Source organism: Streptomyces sp. NBC_00094, from assembly GCF_026343125.1.
Taxonomy (GTDB): Bacteria; Actinomycetota; Actinomycetes; order Streptomycetales; family Streptomycetaceae; genus Streptomyces.
Window position 1 is genome coordinate 6,031,454 of sequence record NZ_JAPEMB010000001.1, and the last position, 25,441, is coordinate 6,056,894.

25 protein-coding genes and 2 pseudogenes are annotated in these 25,441 nt (G+C 72.9%); 19 read left to right on the forward strand and 8 right to left on the reverse strand.

Annotated elements, in window-relative coordinates; genetic code table 11:
* The first annotated feature begins 131 nt into the window (after window positions 1–131).
* The 9 genes from OG580_RS26865 (at window position 132) to OG580_RS26905 (ending at window position 8,728) form a co-directional block, all read left to right on the forward strand.
* The gene (locus OG580_RS26865) at window positions 132–1,376 is read left to right on the forward strand and encodes an MFS transporter (RefSeq protein WP_267046223.1); all 1,245 of its coding nucleotides are present in this window, start codon (window positions 132–134) and stop codon (window positions 1,374–1,376) included.
* Window positions 1,373–2,290, forward strand: a complete 918-nt coding sequence (locus OG580_RS26870; protein ID WP_267046224.1) for a TIGR03619 family F420-dependent LLM class oxidoreductase — start codon at window positions 1,373–1,375, stop codon at window positions 2,288–2,290. Before OG580_RS26865 ends, OG580_RS26870 begins: the two co-directional genes overlap by 4 nt.
* A complete protein-coding gene (locus OG580_RS26875) occupies window positions 2,287–3,249 on the forward strand; it encodes a LysR family transcriptional regulator (protein ID WP_267046225.1) in 963 nt (320 codons plus the stop codon). Before OG580_RS26870 ends, OG580_RS26875 begins: the two co-directional genes overlap by 4 nt.
* 212 nt (window positions 3,250–3,461) lie before the next feature.
* On the forward strand, window positions 3,462–4,397 hold the full coding sequence (locus OG580_RS26880) for a DMT family transporter (protein ID WP_267046226.1): 936 nt from the start codon (window positions 3,462–3,464) through the stop codon (window positions 4,395–4,397).
* 177 nt (window positions 4,398–4,574) lie between these two features.
* Window positions 4,575–5,186, forward strand: a complete 612-nt coding sequence (locus OG580_RS26885) for a LuxR C-terminal-related transcriptional regulator (RefSeq protein ID WP_267046227.1) — start codon at window positions 4,575–4,577, stop codon at window positions 5,184–5,186.
* 60 nt (window positions 5,187–5,246) lie between these two features.
* Window positions 5,247–5,729, forward strand: a complete 483-nt coding sequence (locus OG580_RS26890) for a hypothetical protein (protein ID WP_267046228.1) — start codon at window positions 5,247–5,249, stop codon at window positions 5,727–5,729.
* Window positions 5,730–6,118: 389 nt separating this feature from the next.
* Window positions 6,119–6,709 carry an arylmalonate decarboxylase gene (locus tag OG580_RS26895; protein ID WP_323182613.1) on the forward strand — a complete coding sequence of 197 codons (591 nt, stop codon included), beginning with the start codon at window positions 6,119–6,121 and terminating at the stop codon, window positions 6,707–6,709.
* On the forward strand, window positions 6,706–7,959 hold the full coding sequence (locus OG580_RS26900; protein WP_267046230.1) for an NAD(P)/FAD-dependent oxidoreductase: 1,254 nt from the start codon (window positions 6,706–6,708) through the stop codon (window positions 7,957–7,959). The genes OG580_RS26895 and OG580_RS26900 overlap by 4 nt, the downstream gene beginning before the upstream one ends.
* Complete coding sequence (locus OG580_RS26905; RefSeq protein WP_030692337.1) at window positions 7,928–8,728, forward strand: aspartate/glutamate racemase family protein; 801 nt, start codon at window positions 7,928–7,930, stop codon at window positions 8,726–8,728. Before OG580_RS26900 ends, OG580_RS26905 begins: the two co-directional genes overlap by 32 nt.
* Here the strand turns inward: OG580_RS26905 and OG580_RS26910 are convergent.
* Complete coding sequence (locus OG580_RS26910) at window positions 8,725–8,988, reverse strand: hypothetical protein (protein WP_267046231.1); 264 nt, start codon at window positions 8,986–8,988, stop codon at window positions 8,725–8,727. The two genes, OG580_RS26905 and OG580_RS26910, sit on opposite strands and share 4 nt — an antisense overlap.
* 56 nt (window positions 8,989–9,044) lie before the next feature.
* Here OG580_RS26910 and hemB point away from each other — a divergent pair, with 56 nt between their 5' ends.
* From hemB to hemL, 4 genes are read left to right on the forward strand one after another with little or no spacing between them, the layout of a single operon-like run.
* Complete coding sequence (gene hemB / locus OG580_RS26915; protein ID WP_267046232.1) at window positions 9,045–10,064, forward strand: porphobilinogen synthase; 1,020 nt, start codon at window positions 9,045–9,047, stop codon at window positions 10,062–10,064.
* A gap of 4 nt (window positions 10,065–10,068) precedes the next feature.
* Window positions 10,069–11,493, forward strand: a complete 1,425-nt coding sequence (hemA, locus tag OG580_RS26920) for a glutamyl-tRNA reductase (RefSeq protein WP_267046233.1) — start codon at window positions 10,069–10,071, stop codon at window positions 11,491–11,493.
* The gene (locus OG580_RS26925) at window positions 11,490–13,580 is read left to right on the forward strand and encodes an acetate--CoA ligase family protein (RefSeq protein ID WP_267046234.1); all 2,091 of its coding nucleotides are present in this window, start codon (window positions 11,490–11,492) and stop codon (window positions 13,578–13,580) included. Before hemA ends, OG580_RS26925 begins: the two co-directional genes overlap by 4 nt.
* Window positions 13,577–14,911, forward strand: coding sequence for a glutamate-1-semialdehyde 2,1-aminomutase (hemL, locus tag OG580_RS26930; protein WP_267046235.1), 1,335 nt, complete (start codon window positions 13,577–13,579; stop codon window positions 14,909–14,911). Before OG580_RS26925 ends, hemL begins: the two co-directional genes overlap by 4 nt.
* 66 nt (window positions 14,912–14,977) lie before the next feature.
* On the opposite strand, the gene OG580_RS26935 is transcribed toward hemL, so the two are convergent.
* The gene (locus OG580_RS26935; RefSeq protein ID WP_267046236.1) at window positions 14,978–15,394 is read right to left on the reverse strand and encodes an organic hydroperoxide resistance protein; all 417 of its coding nucleotides are present in this window, start codon (window positions 15,392–15,394) and stop codon (window positions 14,978–14,980) included.
* A 252-nt stretch (window positions 15,395–15,646) separates the two neighbouring features.
* Between OG580_RS26935 and OG580_RS26940 the strand changes: the two genes are divergently transcribed.
* On the forward strand, window positions 15,647–16,819 hold the full coding sequence (locus OG580_RS26940; protein ID WP_267046237.1) for a CaiB/BaiF CoA-transferase family protein: 1,173 nt from the start codon (window positions 15,647–15,649) through the stop codon (window positions 16,817–16,819).
* Window positions 16,820–16,833: 14 nt separating this feature from the next.
* On the opposite strand, the pseudogene OG580_RS26945 reads toward OG580_RS26940, so the two are convergent.
* From OG580_RS26945 to OG580_RS26960, 4 genes and pseudogenes are all read right to left on the reverse strand, one after another.
* Window positions 16,834–17,148, reverse strand: a pseudogene (locus tag OG580_RS26945) (GDP-mannose pyrophosphatase); the annotation flags it as partial.
* A complete protein-coding gene (locus tag OG580_RS26950; protein ID WP_267048138.1) occupies window positions 17,079–17,495 on the reverse strand; it encodes a DUF4406 domain-containing protein in 417 nt (138 codons plus the stop codon). The pseudogene OG580_RS26945 and the gene OG580_RS26950, both read right to left, overlap by 70 nt.
* A 287-nt stretch (window positions 17,496–17,782) precedes the next feature.
* Window positions 17,783–18,568, reverse strand: a complete 786-nt coding sequence (locus OG580_RS26955; RefSeq protein ID WP_267046238.1) for a DeoR/GlpR family DNA-binding transcription regulator — start codon at window positions 18,566–18,568, stop codon at window positions 17,783–17,785.
* A gap of 96 nt (window positions 18,569–18,664) precedes the next feature.
* Window positions 18,665–19,951: a sensor histidine kinase gene (locus OG580_RS26960; protein ID WP_267046239.1), complete on the reverse strand. Its 1,287-nt coding sequence runs from the start codon at window positions 19,949–19,951 to the stop codon at window positions 18,665–18,667.
* A gap of 132 nt (window positions 19,952–20,083) precedes the next feature.
* Here OG580_RS26960 and OG580_RS26965 point away from each other — a divergent pair.
* From OG580_RS26965 to OG580_RS26975, 3 genes and pseudogenes are all read left to right on the forward strand, one after another.
* Window positions 20,084–20,155 (forward strand): annotated as a pseudogene (locus tag OG580_RS26965) (heme-binding protein); the annotation flags it as partial.
* A 110-nt stretch (window positions 20,156–20,265) separates the two neighbouring features.
* Entirely contained in the window at window positions 20,266–21,798 is a 1,533-nt protein-coding gene (gene miaB, locus OG580_RS26970; RefSeq protein ID WP_267046240.1) for a tRNA (N6-isopentenyl adenosine(37)-C2)-methylthiotransferase MiaB, read from the forward strand.
* Between the two features lie 340 nt (window positions 21,799–22,138).
* A complete protein-coding gene (locus tag OG580_RS26975) occupies window positions 22,139–22,846 on the forward strand; it encodes a class III extradiol dioxygenase subunit B-like domain-containing protein (RefSeq protein ID WP_267046241.1) in 708 nt (235 codons plus the stop codon).
* A gap of 136 nt (window positions 22,847–22,982) precedes the next feature.
* On the opposite strand, the gene OG580_RS26980 is transcribed toward OG580_RS26975, so the two are convergent.
* Together OG580_RS26980 and OG580_RS26985 are read right to left on the reverse strand one after the other, a co-directional pair.
* Window positions 22,983–23,240 (reverse strand): antitoxin, encoded by a 258-nt coding sequence (locus tag OG580_RS26980; RefSeq protein ID WP_267046242.1) that lies wholly within the window; start codon window positions 23,238–23,240, stop codon window positions 22,983–22,985.
* A 70-nt stretch (window positions 23,241–23,310) separates the two neighbouring features.
* Complete coding sequence (locus OG580_RS26985; protein ID WP_267046243.1) at window positions 23,311–23,730, reverse strand: hypothetical protein; 420 nt, start codon at window positions 23,728–23,730, stop codon at window positions 23,311–23,313.
* A gap of 139 nt (window positions 23,731–23,869) precedes the next feature.
* Here OG580_RS26985 and miaA point away from each other — a divergent pair, with 139 nt between their 5' ends.
* Window positions 23,870–24,808, forward strand: coding sequence for a tRNA (adenosine(37)-N6)-dimethylallyltransferase MiaA (miaA, locus tag OG580_RS26990; RefSeq protein WP_267046244.1), 939 nt, complete (start codon window positions 23,870–23,872; stop codon window positions 24,806–24,808).
* 108 nt (window positions 24,809–24,916) lie between these two features.
* Entirely contained in the window at window positions 24,917–25,393 is a 477-nt protein-coding gene (locus OG580_RS26995) for a hypothetical protein (RefSeq protein WP_267048139.1), read from the forward strand.
* Window positions 25,394–25,441 lie beyond the last annotated feature (48 nt).

Here is a 25,441-nt window from a genome sequence, read left to right on the forward strand (position 1 = left end):
CGAGGCTGCGGGACTCCGAACCCACGTGGGCGCTGTGGGCTGCGAGGCGGAGGCCCGGTCAGTAGCGTCCCGAGGACCGTTCCGTATCCGACGGAACGGCGTCGGACCGCCGACACGAGGAGGTGGACGCGATGGCCGGACCGCGCGCGGTGGCGCTGCTCGCACTCGGTTCCTTCGCCGTCGGGACCGACGCCTACGCGATGGCGGGGCTGCTCCCCGGCATCGGCGCCGACCTGGACGTCTCCGTCTCCCTGGCCGGCCAGTCCGTCACCGCGTTCACCCTCTGCTACGCGCTCGCCGCGCCGCTGTTCTCGGCGCTCCTCGCCCGCCGGGGCACCCGGACGCTGATCGTGACCGCCCTCGTCGTCTTCGTCGTCGCCAACGCCGGGAGCGCGCTGGCCGGTTCGTACGCCGGACTGCTCGGCAGCCGGGCCCTCGCCGGCGCCGGAGCGGGCCTCTTCACCCCCGCGGCGGCCACCGCCGCCGTCGCCCTCGTCCCGCCCGAACGGCGCGGGCGCGCCCTCGGGCTGGTCCTCGGCGGGATGAGCGCCGGCACGGTGCTCGGGGTCCCGCTCGGCCTGCTCGTCGCGGCCGGCTCCGGCTGGCGGGCGGCCCTGTGGCTGGTCACCGGAATCGGCGTCGTCGCCCTGCTCGGCGTGGTGACGGCCCTCCCGGCCGTACGGGGAACGGCGGCGCCCTCGCTGAGGGCCAGGATCGGCGCGCTCGGCCGGCCCCGCGTCGCCGTCGTCGTCGCCGTCACCTTCACGCAGACCGTGGCCAGCCTCGGGCTCTACACCTACCTGGAACCGGTGCTCCAACGGGTAGCGGACATCGGGAGCTCCGTGCCGTACCTCTGGGTCTGGGGCCTCGGCGGAGTCTGCGGCAGCCTCCTCGCCGGGACCCTCGTCGACCGGACCGGACGGCCCGCCCTCCTCGCCGTCGCGCTGCTCGGCACCCTCGGGGGCGCCCTCGCGCTGCTGCCCTGGAGCGGCGCCGTGCCCGGTCTCGTCCTGCTGCCCCTGCTCCTCTGGGGCGCGGTCGGCTGGGCCTTCGTCGTACCGCAGCAACACCGGCTCCTCGCCGAGGAGGCCGGCGGAGGCGCCGCCGCCGTCGGTCTCAACAGCTCCGCCACCTACCTCGGCGGCGCCGTCGGCTCCGCGCTCGGCGGCCTCGCCCTCGCCCAGGGGCTCGACGCCCGCTGGCTCCCGCTCCCCGCCGCCGGGGTCGCGCTCGCGGGAGTACTCCTCCATCTCGCCGTGGCCCGAGGCGTCACCCGGCGCGACGCCCGGATCGAGCACCGCACCACGGACCACGCCACAGGGGCCGCCGCCGCGGACGCGACCGCGGCCGAGACCCCGGAAAGGAACGCCCCATGAAATTCGGCGTCAATCTGCCCAACTACGGGCCCGAGGCCACACCCGACGCCCTCGCCGACTGGGCGCTGCGGGTCGAAGCCCTGGGCTACCACTACGCCATGGTCTCCGACCACGTGGCGCTCACCCCGGACGTCCAGCACCTCTTCCCCGCTCCGTTCTACGACCCCTTCGCGACCCTCGCCTGGCTCGCCGGGGTCACCAGGACCGTCGGGCTCGGCACGACCGTCACGATCCTCCCGTACCGCCATCCCGTGCACACCGCCCGCGTCGCCGCCAACATCGACCGGTTCAGCAACGGCCGCCTCGTCTTCGGCGCGGCGGCGGGCTGGGCCGCCCGCGAGTTCGCCGTCCTCGACGTCCCGTACCGCAAGCGCGGCGCCATCAGCGACGAGTACCTCGCGGCCATCAAGGCCTGTTGGGCGGACGAGGTCGCCTCCTTCGACGGCGCCCACGTCTCCTTCCGTGAGGTGCACACCGGCCCCCTGCCCGTGCAGCGCCCCGGGCCGCCCGTCTGGGTCGGCGGGCACAGCTACGGCGCCCTGCGCCGGGCCGTCCGCCTCGGTGACGCCTGGCACCCGACCTCCGTCTCCGGCGACTGGCTCCTCGGGGTCGGTCTGCCCACGCTCCGCCAGGTCGCCGAGGAGCACGAGCTGCCGGTGCCCGACATCTGCCCCCGGATCAAACTCCGGGTCACCGAGCGTCCGTTGGGCCCCGGCCGGCTCCTCGGCGAGGGCACCCTGGATCAGCTCGCGGACGACCTCGGGCTGCTCCAGGACCTGGGTGCGCGGGCCGTCGTCCTCGACCCCACCTACCCGGGCGACCTGCGGGAGCCGGGCCGTACCGCGCGGGATCTCGACGTACTGGAGACACTGGTCAAGGAGGTCGTCGACGTGGACGCCGGCTGCGTACGATGACCCGAAAGCGGGAGGGGGCGCGGGACGTGGCCGATCCGGATCTGCGGAAGCTGCGGGTGCTGAGGGAACTCAGCGAGCGCGGCACCGTCAGCGCGGCCGCACAGGCGCTCCACCTCACCCCGCAGGCCGTCTCGCAGCAGATCAGCGCCCTGGGGCGGGAGTTGGGCGTCGCGCTCACCGAACCGTCCGGGCGGCGGCTGCGGCTCACCGGGGAGGCGCGGATCGTCCTCCGACACGCCGACGCCGTCTTCACCCAGGTCGAGCAGATGCGGGCGGAGCTCGCCGCGCACCGGAGCGGCGAGCGCGGGGAGGTCGCGGTCGCGGGCTTCTCCACCACCCTCTCGGCGCTGATCCTGCCCGCCGTGGCACGGCTGCGGGAGACCCGGCCGCTGCTGCGGACCTCACTGGCCGAGGTCGACCCGCCGGAGAGCTTCTCCCTGCTGCACCGCGGGGAGACGGACGTCGTCATCTCCGCGGACACCGCGCTGCACCCCGGCCCGGCGGGTGAGGACGGGCGCGCCGACGCCCGCTTCCACCGGGTCGCGCTCTGCGAGGACCCCTTCGACATCGCGCTGCCCGGGGGGCACCGGCTGCTCGACAGCCCCCGGCTCGTCCTCGCCGACCTCGCCCAGGAGACCTGGATCTTCGCCACGACGGGGATGTGCCACGACATCGGCGTCGCCGCGTGTACGGCGGCCGGGTTCACCCCGCAGGCCTCCCACGCCATCGGCGACTGGGACGCCACGCTCGCGGCGGTGCGGCTCGGCCTGGGGGTCGCGCTGGTCCCGCGGATGGCCAAGCCGGCACCGCGCCCCGAGGTGACGGTGCGCGCGTTCACCGAGCAGGCGCCCTCCCGTACGGTCTTCGCGGCCGTACGGGAGGGCAGCCAGACCTCGCCGGAGATCGCCGCCGTCCTGGACGCGCTCCGTACGGTGGCCAGGGCGGCCGTCGCGGGCTGAGCGGCCGCCGGCGCGGGGCTCGGTCCCTGGCGCGAGGTTCGGTCCCCGAAGCGCCACGGCTCGTGGACGGTACCTTCCACCAGACGTTGCTGGACCCGCCCGGACGCCGGTGCGAGGCTCGTTCCCGTACCGCGGAGAGCTCCGCGCGACCCCCTTCTTCCTCCCCTTTTCACTTCCTTCCTTGCCGAGCCCTCCGGAGAGCGGGAACACCCATGTCCAAAGCCACGTACACGCGGCTGGCCGCGCTGAGTCTCGTCTGGGGCTCCGTCTTCCTGTGGATCAAGATCGCGGGATACGGGTTCTCGCCCGTGCAGATGGTGCTGATCCGGCTCGCGCTCGGCGCCGTCGTGATCCTCGCCCTCGGGTACGCGAAGGGGCTCCGGCTGCCGAAGGAGGCCGCCACCTGGGGCCACCTGACCGTCGCCGCGCTGCTCGGCAACGCCGTGCCGTGGACCCTGTACGCCGAGGGGGAGATCGCCGGCTCCAGCAGCGTCGCCGCCGTGGTCAACGGGAGCGCGCCGATCTGGACCCTGGCGGCCGCCCTGCTGCTCGGCCAGGAGAAGCGGGTCTCCGGCTTCAAGGCGGGCGGCGTGCTGCTGGGCCTCGGGGGCACCGCCCTCATCGCCTCACCCTGGAACTCGTCTTCGGCCGGGACCGGGTGGAGCATCCTCTGCTTCGTCCTCGGCTCGATCAGCTTCGGAGCCAGCTTCGCGTACATGGGCAAGTTCCTCGTGGGCAAGGGCATCCCGCCGCTGATGCTGGCGGGCGGCCAACTGAGCGCGGCCACCGTCCTGTTGCTCGTCGCCTTCCCCTTCCTGGGCCTCCAGACCGTCACCTGGCGCACCGACTCGGTGATCGCGGTGCTCGTCCTCGGCGTGGTCTGCACCGGCTTCGCCGCGCTGCTCAACTTCGAGCTGATCATCAAGGACGGGCCCACGGTGGCCTCCACCGTCACCTATCTGATGACCGCCGTGGCCGTGGTCCTGGGCGCCGCCGTGCTGCACGAGCCGCTCGGCTGGACGGTCTGGCTCGGGGCGGTCGCGGTGCTCGCCGCCACCGGTCTGCTCCGGCGCAAGCCGCGGCCGGCGCCGGAGGAGACCGAGACCGCCGCTCCGACCCCTCAGGCCCAGACCGCCGCCGCCGATTAGGGCCTGTCCGGCGGGCGACGTCGAAAACAGGAATCCGCAAGGTGATACCCGGCCGTTCTTCGGCGGCCGGGTGTATGCCATTCCCTCGGGGAATTCCGGGCCGTCGGCCGCAACACGGTGTTCATTCAATGGGCGGCGGGTGGGTGGTAGCGTCGCAAGTGGAAAAACCCGGCCTTTATGGGGGAGTCGCACGTGGCTTTTGTGGTCGAACTCGTTTTCCGTGGAAGTGAGACGGACCGGTTGAGTTTCGGAGAGGCACACCGGGCCTACTGGAAAAGAATGGCAGCCCGCGGCCTTCTCCTCGGAGGCGGCCCCTGGCGGGACGGCACCGGAGAGTTCCTCGTCTGCGAGGCCCCCGACCGCCGGACGCTCTTACGGGTGCTGTACGCCGACCCGTACGCCCAGGCCCAGGTCGTCGGGGAGCTGAGGGTCCGGGAGTGGAACGCGGTCATGGGGCACGTGGTCCTCGCCGGCCTGGAGCGCTCCACGGGCGGTGCCGGGACGCACGAGCGAATACGCGGGGGCGTTCCGGCGCCCGTCGCAGCGCTCGTCCCCTCGCCCACGCGTATCGTCCCGCCGCGTCCGCGTGAGGGACTGACCGCCCATGAACGGCGCATCGCCACGATGATGCTCGACGGCCTCACCAACAAGCAGATCGCGGAGTCCTTCACGGTGTCGACCCGGGCCGTGGAGCTGCACATCACCCGGATCTACCGCAAGCTCGACATCCGTCGACGCGCCCAACTGGCCGCTGCCATAGGCCGGTTCGAGTCCGTGCTGGTCTCCTGAGCCGCTCGCCCGCACCGTACCGCACATCCCGCACGCCACCGCACACGATGGGGAGTCGTCATGCCGCTGGTCGAGATAACCGTTCCCGAGGGTGCCCTGCCCCAGGCCGCCGCGGAGGTCCTGCAGCAGCAGGTCGCCGACGCCGTGCTGACGGCCATGGGCCTGCCCCGTACCGAGTTCTTCGCCGCCGCCACCTGGGTGTACGTCCGCGAGGCCGCCAAGGGCCTCGCGGCCACCGGCGCCGGCCGGCCCCCCGGCGTCCTCGTCGTGGTCACGCCCCTGGAGGGCTTCCTCACCCCCGAGCGGAACGAGGCCCTCTCCGTCGAGCTCACCCGCCACGTCCAGGAGGTGACGGGGCCGGACACCGTGGTCTGGCTCGTGGTGAACGAGATCCCGGAGGGGAACTGGGCCGTGAACGGCGGACTGACCCGCAGGGCGAAGATCGACGAATTCGTCGCCGAAGCCGAAGCCGAAGCCGAAGCTGAAGCCGAAGCCGAAGCCGAAGCCGAAGCCGAGGCCGAGCGGGCCGCGAAGGCCTCGTAGGCCTCAAAGGTCGACTGAATTCCGCTTCCGCTTCCATTCCGCTTCTCTTTCGTTGACGATTCCGTTTCGCCCGCGGCGCCGCACCGTATTCACGGTGTGGCGCCGTCCGCATTTCCGTGACCGGGCAGCTGAAATGCGGGTGCGGAATCCCGTATCGATGGAGTGGATGTTGCGCCCGTACGGTGGAGGTATTGGCAACGACGGATGGGAGAGACTCCTTCATGGCTCTGCATTCGGCGCCGCGGCTCGGCGTGGTGGTTCCTTCGGGAAACGCCGCGGCCGAACCCGAGATCGGCAGCCTTGTCAGTCCCGCATTCAATGTCCATACCTCGCGATTCCCGGTACTCCCCGGAAATGACCTCCGCGGCCGCCTGGAGAAGTACAACGACGTGCTCCCCGAGGTGCTGGGGAATTTCGGCGGACTGCGTCTCGACGCCGCCGTCGTCTCCTGCACCGGATCCCATTACCTCCTGACGCCCGAGGGCGACCAGGCCCTCTGCGCGGAGCTCTCCGAGCGCGTCGGGGCCCCCGTACGGTCCGCCGCGCTGGCCATCCTCGACACTGCGCGCGCCGTGGGCGCCGAGCGGCTGGTCCTGATCTCGCCGTACGAGCCCTGGCTCACCGAACTCTCCCGGGCCTACTGGGAGTCGGCCGGCCTCACGGTCGACCGGGTGGTCAAGGTCCGGGCCGGCGCCCGCTTCTCCCCGTACGACGTGACCACCGACCAACTCGTCGCGCAGGTACGGGAGGCCGAACTGCCCGAGGACGCGACGCTGTTGTTCACCGGGACCGGCATGTTCACCTTCGACGCCCTCACCGAGCTCGGGCGGGACAGTGGGCAGACCCTGCTCACCTCCAACCTGGCGAGTGCCTGGTGGGCCCGGGACGTCCTCGGGATCCCGGCGGAGGGCCCGGACGCCCACCCGCTGCTCCGGAGGCTGGCGGAGCGCACCGGCGCCGCCGCGGCGGCGTCGTCGTGAGCGGCGGCCATACCGGCGCCCGCGATCCGGTCGCCGTCGTCGGCGCCGGCCCCGTGGGCCTGACCGCCGCGCTCGTCCTCGCCCGCGCAGGAGTGCCGGTGACGGTCCTGGAGTCCAGGGTCGGGCTCGCCACCGAGTCCCGCGCCTCCACCTTCCACCCGGCCACCCTCGACCTCCTCGACGAGCTCGGCGTCGCCTCGGGCCTGCGCCGCCAGGGTCGTACGGTCGACCGCGTCCAATGGCGCGACCTGGACGGCGGGATCCACGCCGAGCTGGACTACGCCCTGCTCGCCGGACACACCGGCCACCCCTACCGACTCCACGTCGAACAGGCCCGGCTCACCCCGCTGTTGCTCGCCGAGCTGACCGCGACCGGCCTCGCCGACGTACGGTTCGGGGCCACCGTCACGGGAGCCGAGCAGACCGGCCTCGGCGTGCGGTTGCGCATCGAGGACGCGGCGGGGCGCGGCACCCGCTCCCACCACCCGTACGTCCTGGCCGCCGACGGCAGCCGGAGCGGGCTGCGCGAACTCGCCGGCCTCCCCGGCACCGCCGAGGAGTATCCGGACTACGCGCTCCGCGTCGTCACCGAGGTGCCGCTCGACGAACTGGTGCCCGGACTCGCCCCTTTGGCGTACGTCCGCGATCCCCGGGCCTCGTTCAGCGCGCTCGGGATGCCCGACCACTGGCGGCTGATCTTCCGGATCCCGCGCGGTGTGGCGCGGGACCGGGTGCTCACGCCCGACGCCGTGCGGGCCAGGGTCGAGCAGGCCCTGCCGGGCGCCGCCGGACGCGCCGTACGCGTGACCGACGCGCACACGTACCGTCTCGCGCGCTTCCTGCTGCCCCGGTACCGGGCCGGCCGGATCCTGTTCGCCGGCGACGCGGCCCATCTGACGTCCACCGCGGGCGGCCTGAACATGAACTGCGGGATCCATGACGCGGTGGAGACCGGCCGCGCCCTCGCCGCCATTCTGCGCGAGGGCGCCCCGGACGAGAGCCCGCTCGACGCGGCCCTTGAACGGCGGCGCTCCGTCGTCGAGTCGGCGGTCATCCCGCGCAGCGAGGCCCGGACGGCCGGGCTCGACGACCCCGCCGAACTCCCCGCTCGGATCGCCTCCTTGCGGCGCACCGCCGCCGACCCCCGCTCCGCCACCGACTACCTGCTCAAGGCATCACTTCTCGACGTCGCACCACGACCCCTGAAAGGTGACGCACATGCGGATCTGGTTTCACAAGCACACCGTTGAGGGACGGCTCCCGCTGCTCGACCAGTGGTACCGGGAACACCTCGACGCGATCGCCGCGCCCGGCACCACCGTCGACATCAAGACCCTGCCGGCCGACACGTACCCCGACCGCACCCCCTTCGGCCTGGTCGGCCACCACTCCGCCCAGGTGCTCTTCAGCCGCCACTTCTCCGAGTCGGCGCTCGTCGCGGAGCGGGAGGGGTACGACGCCTGGGTGATCGCCGCGGGCCAGGACCCCGGTCTGCGCGACGCCCGCCACCTCGCCTCGATCCCCACCCTCGGCTACGGAGAGACGGCCTTCTTCCTCTCGGCGCTCACCGGGCAGCGCTTCGGCGTCCTCGGCTTCATGCCGCCCCTGGAGGAGCCCATCCGGGCCAACATCCGCCAGTACCGTCTGGAGTCCTCGCTGAGCTCCTACGAGGTCGTGCCGGGCGGCTGGGACTCCGTGCACCGTTCCCTGGAAGGGGACTTCGACGAGTTCGTCGAGGTGTACTCGGCCGCCGCCCTGCGGGCCGCCAAGGCCGGGGCCGAGGTCATCATCCCCGCCGAGGGCATCCCCAACGAGATCCTCTGGCACCTCGGCATCCACGAACTGCACGGACTGCCCGTGATCGACCCGGCAGGACTCGCCGTGAAGCTCGCCGAAACCCTCGTCCAGCTGGGCGAGTTGAAGCTCTTCCAGCGCAGCGGACACGGCTACTGGTTCAGCCGCCCCGACGAACCCGTCGCCAAGCACCTGGAGCAGGTGTTCCTCGGCTCGGCGCTCTAGGAGATGCCGTGTCCGCCCCGCCCGCCCTCGCGACGGGCCCGGACCACCACCCGCACGCCGGCCCGTATCCCGGCACCGGCCCGTACCTCGGCAACGGTCCGTACCACCGCCCCGGCCCGTATCCCGGCACCGGCCCGTACCTCGGCAACGGTCCGTACCACCGCCCCGGCCCGTATCCCGGCACCGGCCCGTATCCCGGCACTGGTCCGTACCCCGTCACCGGTCCGTGCCCCCGCACCGGCCCGTACCCCCACGGTCATGCACCGCACCCGCCTTCGTACTCGCACGCCGCCACGCCCTCAAGGGAGTCACGCTCATGACGTACGACGCCTACGGCCGCAACACCGCGGCCACCGACCCCGCCGCCCCCTACTACCGCCCGCGCCGGCTGCGCCGCACGCCCGCGCTGCGGCGCTTCGCCGCCGAGACCCGCGTCGGCCCCGCCAACCTCGTCCAGCCCCTCTTCCTCCGCGAGGGCCTCACCGAGCCGCGGGAGATCTCCTCCATGCCGGGCGTCTTCCAGCACACCCGCGACACCCTCCGCAAGGCCGCCGCCGAGGCGGTCGCCAACGGGGTCGGCGGGCTCATCCTCTTCGGCATCCCCGAGCACAAGGACCCGACCGGCACCGGCGCCGTCGACCCGGACGGCATCCTCCAGGTCGCCCTCCGTGACGTCGTCGCCGAGGTCGGCGACTCCACCGTGATCATCGGCGACATCAACCTCGACGAGTACACCGACCACGGCCACACCGGAGTCCTCGACGCCCACGGCGACGTCGACAACGACGCCAGCATCGAGCTGTACGCACAGGCCGCCGTGGTCCAGGCCGACGCCGGCGCCCAGATCGTCGCCCCCAGCGGCATGATGGACGGCCAGGTCCGGCGTATCCGCGAGGCACTCGACCAGGCCGGCCACCAGTCCGTGGCCATCCTGGGCTACTCCGCCAAGTACGCCTCGCACTTCTACGGCCCCTTCCGGGACGCCGTCGAGTCCACCCTGCGCGGCGACCGCAAGGGCTACCAGCAGTTCCCCGGCAACATCCGCGAATCCCTCCTGGAGGTCTCGCTGGACGTCGCCGAGGGCGCCGACCTGGTCATGGTCAAGCCCGCCCTCGCCTACCTCGACATCGTCCGGCTCATCGCGGACCACGTGCAGGTCCCCGTCGCGGCCTACCAGGTCTCCGGCGAGTACTCGATGGTCGAGGCCGCGGCGGCCAAGGGCTGGATCGACAGGGAGCAGGTCGTCCGCGAGAGCCTCGCCTCCATCCACCGCGCGGGCGCCACGCAGATCATCACCTACTGGGCCTCCGAGTTCGCCCAGAGCCTGGACCGGTGACCCGGTGACCTCGTCCGCCTCCATGCTGGTCCTCGGCATCAGCCACGCCAGCGCCCCGCTCGACCTCCTGGAGAGACTCGCCGGCACCGACCGGCCCGCCGAGGACCTCGTCTCCGACGTGACCTCCGTCGACGGCATCGACGCAGCCGTCGTCGTCTCCACCTGCAACCGCCTGGAGATCTACGCCGAAACCCGGAACTCCACCTCCGACCCCGGCGAACTGGGCCACCTCGGCGCACTGTTCGCCCGGCACACCGGCGTCGACCGCGAGGAGATCGCCCCGCACCTCTACAGCCATCGCGCCGACGGAGCCGTACGCCACCTCTTCGCCGTGGCCTCCGGCCTCGAATCCGTCGTCGTGGGCGAGGACCAGATCCTGGGCCAGGTCAAACTCGGCCTGGAGCGGTCCCAGCGGCTCGACCGGACCGGCGGGGTCCTCGCCAAGGCCGTCCAGACCGCGTTGCGGGTCGGCAAGCGGGCCCGTAACGAGACCGGGCTCAACGAGGCGGGCCGCTCGCTCGCCACCGCCGGACTCGCCTTCTTCGAGCGCCGGGTCGGCTCCCTCCACGGCAAGACCGCCCTGGTCATCGGCGCCGGCGCCTTCGCCGGCGTGGTCGTCGCCGCGCTCCGCCGCTCCGGACTCGACCGGGTGCACGTCGCCAACCGGACCCCCGACAAGGCCCAGCGCCTCGCGGACACCACCGGGGGAGTGGGGTACGCCCTGGAGGACGTGCCCCGACTGCTCGCCGAGGTGGACGTGGTCGTCGGCGCGACCGCCGCCACCGGGCACCTCGTCACCGCCCGGCACGTCGAGGAGGCGCTCGCCGCCCGGGACGGCCGCGAGCTGTTCCTGCTCGACCTGTCACTGCCGCACAACATCGCGCCCGGCGCGGCACAGCTGCCCGGCGTCACCTTCGTCGACCTGCGGCGGATCGCGGAGGAGGGCCAGGAGGACGAGATCTCGACGGCCAGCGTCCAGGCCGCGCACGAGCTGGTCGACGCGGAGGTCGAGCAGTTCCGCACGGGTCTGCGGCTCGCCGGCGCCAAGCCGGTCCTCACCGCGCTGCGTACGGCGGCGTCCGAGGCCGCCGAGGTCGAACTCGACCGACTCGTACGCCGGTTGGAGGGGCTCGACGGAGCGGCCCGACAGGAGATCGGCCGCAGCGTGCGCCGGATCGTCGACAAGGTCCTGCACCAGCCGACCGTCCTGGTACGGGAGTTGGCCGCCGACCCGGACGGAGCCCGGCACATCGCCGCCTTCACCCGCCTCTTCGCCACCGCCGAGAGCGCCGGCACGAACGAAGGGAACGACACCAACAGCAGCGTGAACAGCGCGAACGCCATTGACGCCACGAGCGACACGAATACCACGAACACCACGAACGCCACGAACGCCACGAACAAGAAGAAGATCGAGGCCATCGCATGAGTGACATCTCGGCTCTCTGGGAAGCCGAATCCATCGCCGTCATCGGCGCCAGCGAGCGCCCCGGCGCCCTGGGCCGCAAGCCGCTCGACTACCTCCTCCGGTACGGCTACAAGGGCCGCATCCTGCCGGTCAACCCGCGCTCCCCGGAGATCCTCGGCGTCCCCGCGTACCCCAGCGTGAAGGACGCCCCCGGCCCCGTCGACCTGGCGCTGATCATGGTGTCCGCCGAGCGCGTCCCCGGCGCCGTCGACGACTGCGTGGCCGCCGGCGTCAAGCTCGCCGTCATCGCCTCCTCCGGCTTCGCCGAGACCGGGGAGGAGGGCGCCCGCCTCCAGGCGGAGGTGGTCGCCAAGGCCCGCGCCGGGGGCCTGCGGATCATCGGCCCCAACTGCATCGGGGCCGTCGGATACGAGAACCGGGTCCTCGCCACCTTCAGCCCGCTCTTCGGCGCCGAGTCCGTACCCTTCGAGCCCGGAACCCTCGCCTTCGTCAGCCAGAGCGGCGCCCTCGGCTTCGGCGCCGCCAGCCTCGCCCTGGAGCGGGGCCTGCGCCCCGGCTGGGTCGTCAGCACCGGTAACGACGCCGACGTCACCGCGCTCGAAGTGCTCCGCGAGCTCTCCGCCGTCCCCGAAGTCACCGGCCTCCTCGGCTACTTGGAGGACACCCCGGACATCGGGACGCTCCGTGAGCTGGCCGGCTCCGGAAAGCCCGTCGCCCTGCTCAAGTCGGGCCGTACGGAGGCGGGCGGCCGCGCGGCCGCCTCGCACACCGGAGCTCTCGCCACCGACGACCGCGTCCTGGACGCCGCCCTGCGCGGCCTCGGCATCGTCCGCGTCGACGACATCGACGAACTCCTCGACGTGGCCCGGGTCTTCGAGTCCGAGCGACGCCCCACCGGCAACCGCGTCGCCGTCGTCACCACCTCCGGCGGCTCCGGCATCCTCGCCGCCGACGCGGTCGAGGCACACGGTCTGGAGCTCAGCGCCCTGGAGCCCCGCAGCAAGGAGGCGCTCGCCGAGATCGTCCCCGCCTTCGGGGCGATCGACAACCCGGTCGACATCACGGCCACGGTCCTCAGCGACCCCTCGCTCTTCGACCGCTCCCTGGACGTCCTGATCGCCGACGACACCGTCGACATCATCGTCGCCGCCTTCTGCGTGATGGCCGGACCCGACGTCGAGAAGGCCGTCAACGCCCTCTCCCGGGCCGCCGAGAAGGGCGGCAAGCCCATCCTCGTCGCCCGCACCGGCGCCGACTTCCTCGCCCCCGACGCGCCGCGCGACCTGCGCGAGGCCGGCCTCCCCGAATACCCGACGCCGGCGCGCGCCCTGCGGGCAGCCGCCGCCCTGTGGGAGGTCAGCCGCCCCCGTACGCTCCCGGACGCGCCGCGCCCCGGAACGGTGTCCGGACCCGGGGCGGGGGCCACGGAGCCCGAGCTCAAGCAGCTGCTCGCCGAGGCCGGGATCGCCGTGCCGAAGGGCCGGATCGCCGCCGACGCCGAGGACGCGGCGCGGGCCGTGACCGAGGTAGGCGGTACGGCGGTGCTCAAGGCCGTCGTACCCGGGCTGCTCCACAAGACGGAGGCGGGCGGCGTCGAGATCGGCGTCACCGTCGCCACCGCGCCCGAGGTCTTCGCCCGGCTCGCCGCACTCGGTGGCCAGGTGCTCGTCGAGGAACTGATCGGTGACGGAGTCGAGTTGATCGTGGGCGTACGGTCGACGGACCTGGGTCCGGTCCTCACCGCCGGCCTCGGCGGGATCTTCACCGAGGTCCTCGACGACGTCGGCCACCGGCTCCTGCCGCTGGCCCCGGGCGAGGGCGCGGACCTCCTCGCGGGGCTGCGCGGCGCGAAGCTCCTCACCGGCAGCCGCGGCCGGGCCGCCGTCGACATCGAGGCCGCCGCCGCGCTGCTGCACCAGGTCGGCGAACTGGTCCAGGACTGGCCGCCCGGCTTCGAGCTGGACCTCAACCCCGTACGCGTACGGCAGCGGGGAGCGGTCGTCCTGGACGCCGCGCTCAGTGTCGATGCCGCGCTCGGCGTCGACCCCGCGGTCGGCGTCGACGCCGCCCGGGCGGCGGTCCGATGAGCGCCGGTGGAGACGTCGGCGCGAGCCGAGTCGTCGGCGGGGGCATAGCCAGCCAGGCGCTCTTCGAGCGCGCCCGCAAGGTCACCCCCGGCGGCGTCAACTCCCCGGTCCGCGCCTTCGGCGCCGTCGGCGGCACCCCGCCCTTCATGGCCTCGGCCCAGGGCCCGTATCTCACGGACAGCGACGGGAAGGAGTACGTCGACCTGATCTGCTCCTGGGGGCCGATGATCCTCGGCCACCGCCACCCGGCCGTCATCGAGGCGGCCGCCAGGGCCCTGGAACGAGGCACCTCCTTCGGCGCTCCGTCGACCGGAGAGGTCGAGCTCGCCGAGGAGATCGTCGACCGGGTCGACCCCGTGGAGCAGATCCGCCTCGTCAGCTCCGGCACCGAGGCGACGATGTCGGCGATCCGGCTGGCCCGCGGCTTCACCGGGCGCGGCAAGGTCGTGAAGTTCGCGGGCTGCTACCACGGCCACGTGGACGCGCTGCTGGCCGCGGCCGGCTCCGGCCTCGCCACCTTCGCCCTCCCCGACACCCCCGGGGTCACCGGCGCCCAGGCGAGCGACACGATCGTCCTGCCGTACAACGACCTGGCCGCCGTGGAGAAGGTCTTCGCCGAGATCGGCGACGAGATCGCCGCCGTGATCACGGAGGCCGCGCCCGGCAACATGGGCGCCGTCCCGCCCCTCCCCGGCTTCAACGCCGGCCTCAAGGAGATCACCGCCCGTCACGGCGCGCTCTTCATCTCCGACGAGGTGATGACGGGCTTCCGGGCGAGCCGCTCAGGCTGGTACGGACGGGACGGCGTCGCGCCCGACCTGCTGACCTTCGGCAAGGTCATGGGCGGCGGCTTCCCCGCCGCCGCCTTCGGCGGCCGCGCGGACGTGATGGCCCACCTCGCCCCGGCCGGGCCCGTCTACCAGGCGGGCACGCTCTCCGGGAACCCGGTCGCCACCGCCGCCGGCCTCGCCACCCTGCGGCACACCACCCCCGAGGTGTACGCACGGCTCGACGAGGTCTCCGGCACGATCGGCCGCGAGGTCTCCGCGGCTCTGGCCAAGGAGGGCGTGGCCCACCGGGTCCAGTACTCCGGCACGATGTTCTCTGTCTTCTTCACGGAGGACGAGGTGGTGGACTTCGACGGTGTCCGCGCCTCCGAGTCGTACCGCTACACGCCCTTCTTCCACGAACTGCTGCGACAGGGCGTCTACTTGCCGCCCTCGCCTTTCGAGGCGTGGTTCGTCTCGGCCTCGCACGACGACCGCGCCGTGAGCCGGGTGGTCGAGGCGCTCCCGGCCGCGGCGGCGGCCGCGGCGGCGGCGAAACCCTGACGGCGGTGTCGCAGGAAAGGGAAAGCCCCCGTGGAGGAACCACGGGGGCTTTCCCTTGCTCACGGGCTACGCGGCGAGGTCGACCCGCACCTCGACATTTCCGCGGATCGCCTTGGAGTACGGGCAGCGCCCGTGCGCGGCCTCGGCGAGCCGCCGCGCGTCGGCCGGGTCGAGGCCCGGCAGTTCGACGGTGAGGACCACCGACAGGTGGAATCCGCTCTCCTCCTTGTGCAGCGCCACCTCGGCGCTGACGGTGTCGTCCGTGAGGGCGATCCGCGACTCGCGCGCGGAGACCCGGAGCGCGCTGTGGAAGCAGGCCGCGTAGCCGGCGGCGAAGAGCTGCTCGGGGTTGGTGGCGGTGCCGGACCCGCCCACGGCCTTGGGGCTCGACAGGGGAAGGTCGAGGAGCCCGTCGGAGGAGCGCACGGCGCCGTTGCGCCCGTCTCCGGTGGAGGTGACCTCGGCGGTGTAGACGACGGTCATTCGTCATGCCTTTCGGGATCGGGGACTTGGGGAATCAGGGACTCGCGAACTCGCGAACTCGCATGAATCGGGGAACCGGAATCGGGGACCCGGATTCGAGGGCTCGGAGGAACCGGAGGATCGGGTAGGGGGAATTCACCCAGTCTCGAACGGCGCCGATTTCCGGAGGCTACGGAACTCCGCAGTCCTCTCCCGAACAGGGCGGATTAGCGTGGAGGGCCTCACCGTCCGACATATTCAAGGGAGTTGGCCATGGCCGGACCGCTGACCGGAGTACGGGTGCTGGAATTCGCGGGCTCGGCGCCCACCGCCTTCGTCGGCACGCTCCTGTCCGACCTCGGCGCCGATGTCGTACGTGTCGACAGGGCACCCGCCACCGCGCCCCGCCCGGCCGCCGACGCGGACACCGGCCCCGGCCCGACCGCCCGCCCGGACACCGCCCCGGCCACCGGCCCCGGCGCCCACCCTGCCCGCCCCGCTACCGACCGCGCCCCGGAGAACCCCCTCTCCCGGGGCCGCCGTTCCGTCGCCCTCGACCTCAAGAGCCCCGAGGGAGCGGAGCGCGCGCTCGACCTCGCCGCACACGCCGACATCCTGGTCGAGGGATTCCGCCCCGGCGTCGCCGAGCGCCTCGGCATCGGCCCCGAGGCCGCTCACGCCCGTAACCCCCGTCTGGTCTACGGGCGGCTCAGCGGCTGGGGTCAGCAGGGGGAGTGGGCGGGGCGCGCCGCCCACGACCTGGCGGTGCTCGCCCTGACCGGCGCCCTGGACACCGACCCGGCCACCGGGGCCCCGGTGCCGCCCCCGACCGCGTACCTCTCCAGCTTCGCGGGCGGCGCCAACGCCCACGTACACGGACTGCTCGCCGCGCTCCACGAGCGGGAGCGCTCCGGCCGGGGCCAGGTCGTCGACACCGCTCTCGCCGACGGCGCCGCCCTGATCTCCACCCTGATCCACCAGTGGCGGGCGGTGCCCGGCAACCACACCGTCACCGACGCCCCGCACTACTCCCTCTACCCCGCCGCCGACGGCCGGTACCTGGCGGTGGCCGCCATCGAACCCCGGCTCTACGGGAACCTCCTGGAACAGCTGGGCCTGGCGGATGCCGAGGCGCTGCCCGACCGCGACGACCCGGCCGCCTGGCCCGAGTTGCGCGCACTGATCGCCGCCCGGTTCGCGAGCCGGGACCGTGACCACTGGGTGAAGCTCTTCGACGCCGTGGACGCCGGGGTGGCCCCGGTCCTCGCCGCCGCCGAAGCGGCCGTCCACCACCAACTCGCCGCCCGTGAAGCCTTCGTGGCCATCGGCGACACGCTCCAGCCGGCCCCCGCCTCCCGCTTCGGGCGCACCCCGACCGGGGTCCCGGGCCGCGCCCCCCTCCCCGGCGAGCACACCGAGGAGGTCGTCGCCGAGTGGAGGGACTGACCGACCGGGCGCGGTCAGGGCCCCGTCGGGGTGCCGGGCCCGCGGAACGGGCCGTCGAGCGACGCCCATTGGAGCAGCATGATCGTCTTGGCGTCGGCGATCCTGCCGTCGCGGATCATCGCGAGGGCCTCGGTGAACGGGAGTTCCACGGTCGTGATGTCCTCGCCCTCGGCGGCGATCCCGCCGCCACCGCCGGCGAAGTCCGCCGTGTCGTAGGGGGCGGCGAAGAAGTGCAGCCGTTCGGTGACCGAGCCGGGGCTCATGTAGACGTCGAAGACGTGCTCGGCGGCGCCGAGCACGTGTCCCGTCTCCTCGGCGGCCTCCCGGCGGCCGCCGGGACGGCCGCGATGCTGTCGTAGACGTGCTTGCCCTGCTCACGGGCCTGGGTGACCATCATGTCCGCCCCCTCGGAGGGGCCGCCGATCCGCAGGACCGCGTCGCAGCGGGAGAGCAGCCGTTCGGCGACGGGGTGGAAGACCTCCTGGAAGAGCGCGTCGCCGGGGCCGGCGCTGCCGGCGGCCTCCAGGAGCGGGAGGGCGAGCGCCTCGCCGGTGACGGGCAGGTGCCCGGCGCGGAAGAGGACGAGGGCGGTCTCGTTCATCGCCCGGACGTTGGCTTCGAGCTTGAGGGGGTCGTCGCCGGTGCCGGAGCGGTACGGGCCGGCGACGAGGATCATCAGAGGGCGGGGAACAGCGGTCATGACCGGATCACTCCTCGATACGAACAGAACACGAACGCGAACACGAGCACGGGCACGGGCACGGGTGCGAGCACGGGCGCGGGCACGAGTGGGGCGCGGGGTACAGGTACAGGCACAGGCACAGGCGCAGGCGCAGACACGCGCACGGACACCGACACCGACACCGACACCGCCACCGACACGGACACCGACACCGACACCGCCACCGACACGGACACCGCCACCGAGACCGCCACAGGGCACGTGCACGGCGAGCGGCGCCTTCACGCCAGCCGGACGTCGACGCCCGCCTCCCGCAGGGCGTCCAGCGTCCGAGGTCCGCCCGGATGCGTGGCGGCGTCCTCGGCGGCGCCGTCGGTGACGAAATGGTCGGCCGCGCCGAGCGGGGCGACCCGGCTGAACGCGCGTACACCCAGCTTGGTGGCGTCCGCCACCACGACCGTGCGGTCGGCCCGGGCGAGCCCGACCTGCTTGACGGCCGCGTCGTCGAGGGAGAACTCCGACCAGCCGTCCTCGGCGTGCACCCCGCCGATCGACATCAGGAAACAGTCGAAGGCCAGCGACTCCAGCGTGCGCAGGGCGAGCGGGCCGACGAACGAGCGCTCGCCGGGACGGGAGCGGCCACCGACGACCAGCAGGTCGATTCCCGGCCGGTCGGCCAGGACCACCGCCGCCTGGAGGCTGAGTACCGCGACCGTCAGCGGGCCCCGCGCGGCGAGGTGCTCGGCGACGTGGACGGTGGTGGTCCCCGCGTCCAGGAGGACGCGCGATCCCGGCTCCACCAGCGCGGCCGCGGCCGCACCGACGCGGTCCTTGGTGGCGGCCTGCCACGGCTCCCGCGCGGAGAACCCGGCCTGTTCGTCCCGTACGCGGGTGGCGACGGCGCCCCCGTGCACGCGGCGCACCAGGCCCTGACGCTCCAGCGCGTCGAGGTCCCTGCGCACGGTCATCTCCGATACGCCCAGTCGATGGGAGAGCTCCGACACGGAAACCCGGTCGGAGCCCTGCACCAGTCGCAGGGTCAGGTCCAGACGATTGGCGACACCCATGACCTCTTCCTATCATCATCATGTGCGAACGGACATGATGATGTGCGAATGCGGCGGGGGAGATCAGGCCCTCCTGGCGCCGCGCGATACGCGACGTCAGGTCCGCGGCGGAGACAGGGGAATGGCGGCGGAGAGCACCGTGCCTTCGCCCGGGGCCGACTCGACGGTGAGGACGCCGCCCAGCTGTTGCACGCGGGCGCGCATCGCGGGCAGACCGTGGCCGCGTACGCCGCCGGGCGCCTGGGTCGGGTCGAAGCCCCGGCCGTCGTCGGCGATGTCCAGGACCACCTGGTCGTCCAGGTGGCTGAGGGTCAGGGCGGCGGTGGCGGCGTCGGCGTGCTCGCGGACGTTGGCGAGGGCGCCCTGCGCGATCCGCAGCAGCGCGGACTGCACGCGCTCGGGCAGCGCGGCGGTGGGGGTGCCGTCCTGGTGGAAGCGGATGCGGAGGGTGTCGGAGGTCTCCCGGTCGGCGAGGGTCCGCAGCGCCTCGTCGAGTCCGGCGCCGTCGGCGAGGTCGGCGGGTGCGAGGTCGTGCACGAAGCGGCGGGCCTCGGTGAGGTTGTGCTCCGCGATGGTCGCGGCGGTACGGACGTGGCGGCGGGCGGCCCCCGGATCGCCGTCCCAGAGCCGGTCGGCGGCCTGGAGCAGCATCTGCTGGCTGGAGAGGCCCTGCGCCAGCGTGTCGTGGATCTCCATGGACAGCCGCTGACGCTCGGCGAGTGTGCCCTCGCGGCGCTCGGTCTCGACCAGATCGCGCCGGGTGCGGACCAGGTCGGTGATGACGGTCCGCAAGCGGTCGGCCTGCCGCTGGGAGTAGATGAAGACCGCCGTGGCCGCGGCGGCGACGGCCGGTGGCGCGAACATCAGAGTCGGGTCGAAACCGAAGCGCAGCCGCAGTTTGACCTGAGCGGCCACGACGAAGGCCGTGATCAGCGCGACCAGGATGATCGCGGAGCGGGTACGCAGGGAGCGCAGGCCGGTGTAGAAGAGCGGCACCGCGCACCAGCCGAAGCTGGGGGCGAGGGCGACCAGGGTGAGCCATGAGCCGATCACGGCGGTCAGCCAGAGCGCGGCAGCCTTGCCGCGCCCACCGGCAGCCGTGCCACGCCCACCAGGAGCCGCATCGCTCCCACCGAGGGCCGGGTCGCTCCCGCCGGGGGCGGAGGTCCGCCCGGGCCCCAGGGTCGGGCCGAGGAAGTAGAGCAGGGCGAGCGCGATGGCGAGGGCGATCACCCATGGGGTGGCGCGGGCGCCGGGGTGGACGATCAGGTAGCGGGTCAGGGCGGAGCACAGGAGGACGAAGAACGCCACGTGCATCACGGTCGCGAGCCAGCCGGCATCGGGGTCGGTCTCCTCGATGCCGATGGGTGCCCCGTCGTTCATCCGCACTGCTCCGCTCCTTGCCGCCGACCGTACGCGCCGGCCTCAGACTATCCGGACATATCACCTCCACTTCGGCTGATCGCTTGCCCCTGCCACCCCCGCCGGGGTCCGCCGAGAACCCGCGGTCCAGATGAGTGCGCCGAGAACAAGGCGTACACCGCCGTCTCCTGGAACGCCCCGACCTCGGAACCGGCCGAGCGCCTCACGCCCCGACCTCGGAACCGGCCGAGCGCCTCACGCGCCGACCCTGGAGGACATCCCGGCACCGGGACTGCGAGGGAGGAGGGGGCTGTCGGCCCCCTTACCCTTGAGCCATGACCAGCAGCAGTGACCGGGCCGGAGCGGTGGACGAAGTGGGCGTTACTCGAAGCTACGAGATCCGGACCTACGGGTGCCAGATGAACGTGCACGACTCCGAGCGGCTTTCCGGTCTGCTGGAGGAGGCGGGCTACGTCCGGGCCCCCGACGGGTCCGACGGCGACGCCGACGTCGTCGTCTTCAACACCTGCGCGGTGCGCGAGAACGCCGACAACAAGCTGTACGGCAACCTCGGCCGGCTCGCCCCGATGAAGACCACGCGCCCCGGCATGCAGATCGCCGTCGGCGGCTGCCTCGCCCAGAAGGACCGCGACACCATCGTCAAGAAGGCCCCGTGGGTCGACGTGGTCTTCGGTACGCACAACATCGGCAAGCTGCCGGTGCTCCTGGAGCGCGCCCGCATCCAGGAGGAGGCGCAGATCGAGGTCGCCGAGTCGCTCGAGGCCTTCCCCTCCACGCTGCCGACCCGGCGCGAGTCCGCCTACGCCGCCTGGGTCTCGATCTCCGTCGGCTGCAACAACACCTGCACCTTCTGCATCGTCCCGGCGCTGCGCGGCAAGGAGGAGGACCGTCGCCCCGGCGACATCCTCGCCGAGATCGAGGCCCTGGTCGCCGAGGGCGTCTCCGAGATCACCCTGCTCGGCCAGAACGTCAACGCGTACGGGTCGGACCTCGGTGACCGCGAGGCCTTCTCCAAGCTGCTGCGGGCCTGCGGGCAGATCGAGGGCCTGGAGCGGGTCCGCTTCACCTCCCCGCACCCGCGCGACTTCACCGACGACGTGATCGCGGCGATGGCCGAGACGCCGAACGTGATGCCGCAGCTGCACATGCCGATGCAGTCCGGCTCGGACGCGATCCTCCGGGCGATGCGCCGCTCGTACCGGCAGGAGCGTTTCCTCGGGATCATCGAGAAGGTCCGCGCGGCCATTCCGCACGCCGCCATCTCCACCGACATCATCGTGGGCTTCCCCGGCGAGACCGAGGAGGACTTCGAGCAGACGATGCACGCCGTCCGCGAGGCCCGCTTCGCGAACGCCTTCACCTTCCAGTACTCCAAGCGCCCCGGCACCCCGGCAGCCGACATGGACGACCAGATCCCCAAGGACGTCGTCCAGGAGCGCTACATGCGCCTCGTCGCGCTCCAGGAGGAGATCTCCTGGGAGGAGAACAAGAAGCAGGTCGGCCGGACCCTGGAGGTCATGGTCGCCGAGGGCGAGGGCCGCAAGGACGGCGCCACGCACCGCCTCTCCGGCCGCGCCCCCGACAACCGGCTCGTCCACTTCACCAAGCCCGAGCAGGACGTCCGGCCCGGCGACGTCGTGATCGTCGAGATCACCTACGCCGCCCCGCACCACCTGCTCGCCGAGGGCCCGACGACATCGGTACGCCGTACCCGCGCCGGCGACGCCTGGGAGAAGCGCACCACCGCGGCCGCCGCGAAGCCGGCGGGCGTCCTGCTCGGCCTCCCGAAGATCGGCATCCCGGAACCGCTCCCGGTCGCCGACGCCCCGGCCTGCGGCAGCCACTGACCGCGCGGGCGGGAGCGCGGGCGCAGCCCGGCTGACGAGGGGACGCGGGCCCGGGGACGGCGCCGGACCGCGTCCTCGACCGCGTTCCTCGACCGCGCCGGACCGGGTTCTGCGACCGCGCCGGACCGGGTTCTGCGACCGCGCCGGACCGGGTTCTGCGACCGCGCCGGACCGCGTTCCGCGACCGCGCCGGACCGCGTTCCGCGACCGCGCCGGACCGGGTCCCGCGACCGCGCCGGACCGCTTTCCTTGACCACCCCGGACGGAGTTCCGCGACCGCCCCGGCCGCGTGTCCCGGGACGGCGAGGATCCGGGCCGACGGCCCAGTAGGGTGCGGATCATGCTTGTCGCCGCCGCCGTCTGCCCCTGCCCGCCGCTCCTCGTGCCCGAGGTCGCGACCGGCGCCGCCCCCGAGTTGGACGCCGCGCGGACCGTGTGCGCCGACGCCGTCGGACTGCTCGCCGCCGCACGCCCCGACCGGCTGTACGTCGTCGGCCCCGTCGGCGCGGGTACCGGCGGTGTCTTCCCCGCCGGTACGACGGGCTCCTTCGCCGGCTTCGGGGTCGACCTCTCCGTACGGCTCGGTGACGGGCCCGCCGGGGACCGCCCGCTGCCCGCGAGCCTCGCCGTCGGCGCCTGGCTCCTCGGCCGCTCCGACTGGGCCGACGCGCCCGTCGAGGGCCTCGGCGTGGACGAGCGGGAGCCGACCGACGCCTGCGCCGCGACCGGTCGTGAGCTCGCCGCCTCCGCCGGGCGGGTCGCGCTCCTGGTGCTGGGGGACGGCAGCGCCTGCCGGACCGTCAAGGCGCCCGGCTACCTGGACGAGCGGGCGGCCGGCTTCGACGAGGAGGCCGCCCGTGCGCTGGGCACGGCCGACGTGGCCGCGCTGCTCGCGCTGGACGAGGGGCTCGCGTACGAGCTGAAGGCGGCCGGCCGCGCGCCCTGGCAGGTCCTGGCGGGCGCCGCCGAGGGCGCGGGGCTCGAAGGCAGACTCCTCCACGAGGACGCCCCGTACGGGGTGGAGTACATCGTCGCCGCCTGGTCCTGACGAGGTCCTGACGAGGTCCTGACGAGGTGACTGAGGAACGACGAGGACGACGCGGAACGGCGGACGGCCGCGGAGCATCATGCTCCGCGGCCGTCCGCCGTTCCGGGGGACCGTCGGGTTCGGGCGACGCCGGTCGTCAGGCGGCGGGCGGCGGGGTCGCGCCGCCGCTCCCGGGCGTGCCGTCGTCCTTGTGACCGATCCGGTCCAGCGCGTCCTTGGCCTTGCCGGTACCGGACTGGATCTTGTCGCTGTACTTGCCCTTGGTCTTCTCGTCGACCAGCTTCGCTGCCTTGTCGAGTCCGTTGTCGATCTTGCCCCCGTGCTGCTGCGCGAGGTCGGCCACCTTGTCCTTGGCCGGGGTGAGCTTGGCCTTCAGCGAATCCAGGAGACCCATGGGGCACCTTCCCTCCACGGACCCTCGGCGAGTCCGCGTTGCGTGTCCTGCCCCCAGGACCCCCGGGGGCCTACTTACGAGCGCCTTCGCCTGCCCCGTTGTCCGCGGCGGCCTCGGCCGACTGCTGCTTCGGGATCTCGACGACCTCGGACGCGACCTCGACCCCGTCGGCGACATCAACATCAACATCAACATCGACATCGACATCGACATCAACATCAACATCGACATCGACATCGACATCAACATCGACATCGACATCGACATCAACGTCGACATCAGCATCGATATCAATGTCGATGTCGGCATCTCCGTCGATGCCGGTCCCGACCTCGACCTCGACCTCGGCCGCGGTGCGCACCTCCGCCACCTCGGTCTCGGACTCGGCCTCCGTCACCCCGTCCTCCGACGCCACGACGGCCCCGGTCCCCTCCGGCGAGGCCTCGGCCACATCCTTCTTCTTACGGCGAAACATTGCAAAAACGCTCATATTCACTCCATAGCGTACTCGGGCGGGAGCGGCTCGGCGGTGACAGACGGCCGGAACCTCGCAACAGGCAACGAAGTCGGATGGGGCCCGTCACGTAGCTCATTCGGGGACGGGTCGGGAGGTTTGCGAGACTGGTGCAGTGAGAAGCGCAGCTCCCGCCTCGCGGGTCATCGCCGTCGTCGGTCCCACTGCGGCCGGAAAGTCCGATCTGGGCGTATTTCTGGCCCAGCAGCTCGACGGCGAGGTCGTCAACGCCGACTCGATGCAGCTCTACCGGGGGATGGACATCGGCACCGCCAAACTGACGATGGAGGAACGGGACGGTGTCCCGCACCACCTCCTCGACATCTGGGACGTGACGGAGGCCGCCAGCGTCGCCGAGTACCAGCGGCTGGCCCGCGCCGAGATCGACCGGCTGCTCGCCGCCGGCCGCACCCCCGTCCTCGTCGGCGGTTCCGGCCTGTACGTACGGGGCGCCGTCGACGCCCTGGAGTTCCCCGGCACCGACCCGGCCGTCCGGGCGCGGCTGGAGGCCGAACTGGAAGAGCGCGGCTCCGGCGCCCTGCACTCCCGGCTCGCCGACGCCGACCCCGAGGCGGCCCGCGCGATCCTGCCCAGCAACGGCCGCCGCATCGTCCGCGCTCTGGAGGTCATCGAGATCACGGGCAAGCCCTTCACCGCCAACCTGCCCGGCCCCGACTCCGTCTACGACACCGTCCAGATCGGCGTCGACGTGGCCCGCCCCGAACTGGACGAGCGGATCGCCGCGCGCGTGGACCGGATGTGGGAGGCCGGCCTCGTCGACGAGGTGCGGACCCTGGAGGCACAAGGCCTGCGCGAGGGCCGCACCGCCGCCCGCGCCCTGGGCTACCAGCAGGTACTCGCCGCGCTCGCGGGGGAGTGCACCGAGGACGAGGCGCGCGCCGAGACCGTCCGCGCGACGAAGCGCTTCGCCCGCCGTCAGGACTCCTGGTTCCGCCGCGATCCCCGTGTCCACTGGCTCAGCGGAGCCGCCGATCACCGCGGGGAACTCCCGCGAGATGCGCTGTCGTTGGTCGAACGAGCGGTTACAGCCTGATCACGTGATGGCATCGGGACGCCCTGCCCGTCATTCAGGCGGTCGGGAGCGTGCCATCATCGAGCATCGATCGACCAAGTGGAGTCCGAGTGGGGAGGGCGCGTGGCGATGGAGGCCGGCCCTCGCGACATCGAACAGCAGGACGCGGTCCTGGGCGGCCCGACGGGCGACGCCCCGGTCGGGACCCCGGGCCTGACACCGGACGGTCCTGACGACGCGGAAGGTACCGCCGTCGAGGTGGACGCCGACGAGGTCGAGGTCGAGCTCAGGCCGCAGCGCCGTCTGCGGATCTGGCAGCTCGCCCCGATCGTGGCGCTCGCCGCCGTCGGCTCCCTGATGTTCGCCTTCCCGCTCGCCTTCGGCTCGGGGGACGGCGGCGCCGTCCTCGCCATGCTCGGACTGCTCATCAGCTCCTGCGCGGCCGGCTGGGGCATGATGGCCGCCCGCAAGGTCGGCTACACGTGGCCCGGGCTTCCGCAGCGCGGCTCGGGCGTGCGCCCCGACTGGCGCGTCCTCGCCCTGTACATGGCCACGATCGGCGTCCTGGTCGCCCTGGCCGTCTGGCGCGTCGCCCGCCTCCGCTGACACAGCCCGGGGCCCCGGGCCCCGCGGGCCGGTCCCCGACCGTCCTGT

Bases quoted from the DNA above. Each gene is read 5' to 3' on its own strand.
- OG580_RS26865 (WP_267046223.1), top strand. From the start codon at position 132: ATGGCCGGACCGCGCGCGGTGGCGCTGCTCGCACTCGGTTCCTTCGCC.
- OG580_RS26870 (WP_267046224.1), top strand. From the start codon at position 1,373: ATGAAATTCGGCGTCAATCTGCCCAACTACGGGCCCGAGGCCACACCC.
- OG580_RS26875 (WP_267046225.1), top strand. From the start codon at position 2,287: ATGACCCGAAAGCGGGAGGGGGCGCGGGACGTGGCCGATCCGGATCTG.
- OG580_RS26880 (WP_267046226.1), top strand. From the start codon at position 3,462: ATGTCCAAAGCCACGTACACGCGGCTGGCCGCGCTGAGTCTCGTCTGG.
- OG580_RS26885 (WP_267046227.1), top strand. From the start codon at position 4,575: ATGGGGGAGTCGCACGTGGCTTTTGTGGTCGAACTCGTTTTCCGTGGA.
- OG580_RS26890 (WP_267046228.1), top strand. From the start codon at position 5,247: ATGCCGCTGGTCGAGATAACCGTTCCCGAGGGTGCCCTGCCCCAGGCC.
- OG580_RS26905 (WP_030692337.1), top strand. From the start codon at position 7,928: ATGCGGATCTGGTTTCACAAGCACACCGTTGAGGGACGGCTCCCGCTG.
- OG580_RS26910 (WP_267046231.1), bottom strand. From the start codon at position 8,988: ATGACCGTGGGGGTACGGGCCGGTGCGGGGGCACGGACCGGTGACGGG.
- hemB (WP_267046232.1), top strand. From the start codon at position 9,045: ATGACGTACGACGCCTACGGCCGCAACACCGCGGCCACCGACCCCGCC.
- OG580_RS26925 (WP_267046234.1), top strand. From the start codon at position 11,490: ATGAGTGACATCTCGGCTCTCTGGGAAGCCGAATCCATCGCCGTCATC.
- hemL (WP_267046235.1), top strand. From the start codon at position 13,577: ATGAGCGCCGGTGGAGACGTCGGCGCGAGCCGAGTCGTCGGCGGGGGC.
- OG580_RS26935 (WP_267046236.1), bottom strand. From the start codon at position 15,394: ATGACCGTCGTCTACACCGCCGAGGTCACCTCCACCGGAGACGGGCGC.
- OG580_RS26940 (WP_267046237.1), top strand. From the start codon at position 15,647: ATGGCCGGACCGCTGACCGGAGTACGGGTGCTGGAATTCGCGGGCTCG.
- OG580_RS26950 (WP_267048138.1), bottom strand. From the start codon at position 17,495: ATGATCCTCGTCGCCGGCCCGTACCGCTCCGGCACCGGCGACGACCCC.
- OG580_RS26955 (WP_267046238.1), bottom strand. From the start codon at position 18,568: ATGGGTGTCGCCAATCGTCTGGACCTGACCCTGCGACTGGTGCAGGGC.
- OG580_RS26960 (WP_267046239.1), bottom strand. From the start codon at position 19,951: ATGAACGACGGGGCACCCATCGGCATCGAGGAGACCGACCCCGATGCC.
- miaB (WP_267046240.1), top strand. From the start codon at position 20,266: ATGACCAGCAGCAGTGACCGGGCCGGAGCGGTGGACGAAGTGGGCGTT.
- OG580_RS26975 (WP_267046241.1), top strand. From the start codon at position 22,139: ATGCTTGTCGCCGCCGCCGTCTGCCCCTGCCCGCCGCTCCTCGTGCCC.
- OG580_RS26980 (WP_267046242.1), bottom strand. From the start codon at position 23,240: ATGGGTCTCCTGGATTCGCTGAAGGCCAAGCTCACCCCGGCCAAGGAC.
- OG580_RS26985 (WP_267046243.1), bottom strand. From the start codon at position 23,730: ATGAGCGTTTTTGCAATGTTTCGCCGTAAGAAGAAGGATGTGGCCGAG.
- OG580_RS26995 (WP_267048139.1), top strand. From the start codon at position 24,917: ATGGAGGCCGGCCCTCGCGACATCGAACAGCAGGACGCGGTCCTGGGC.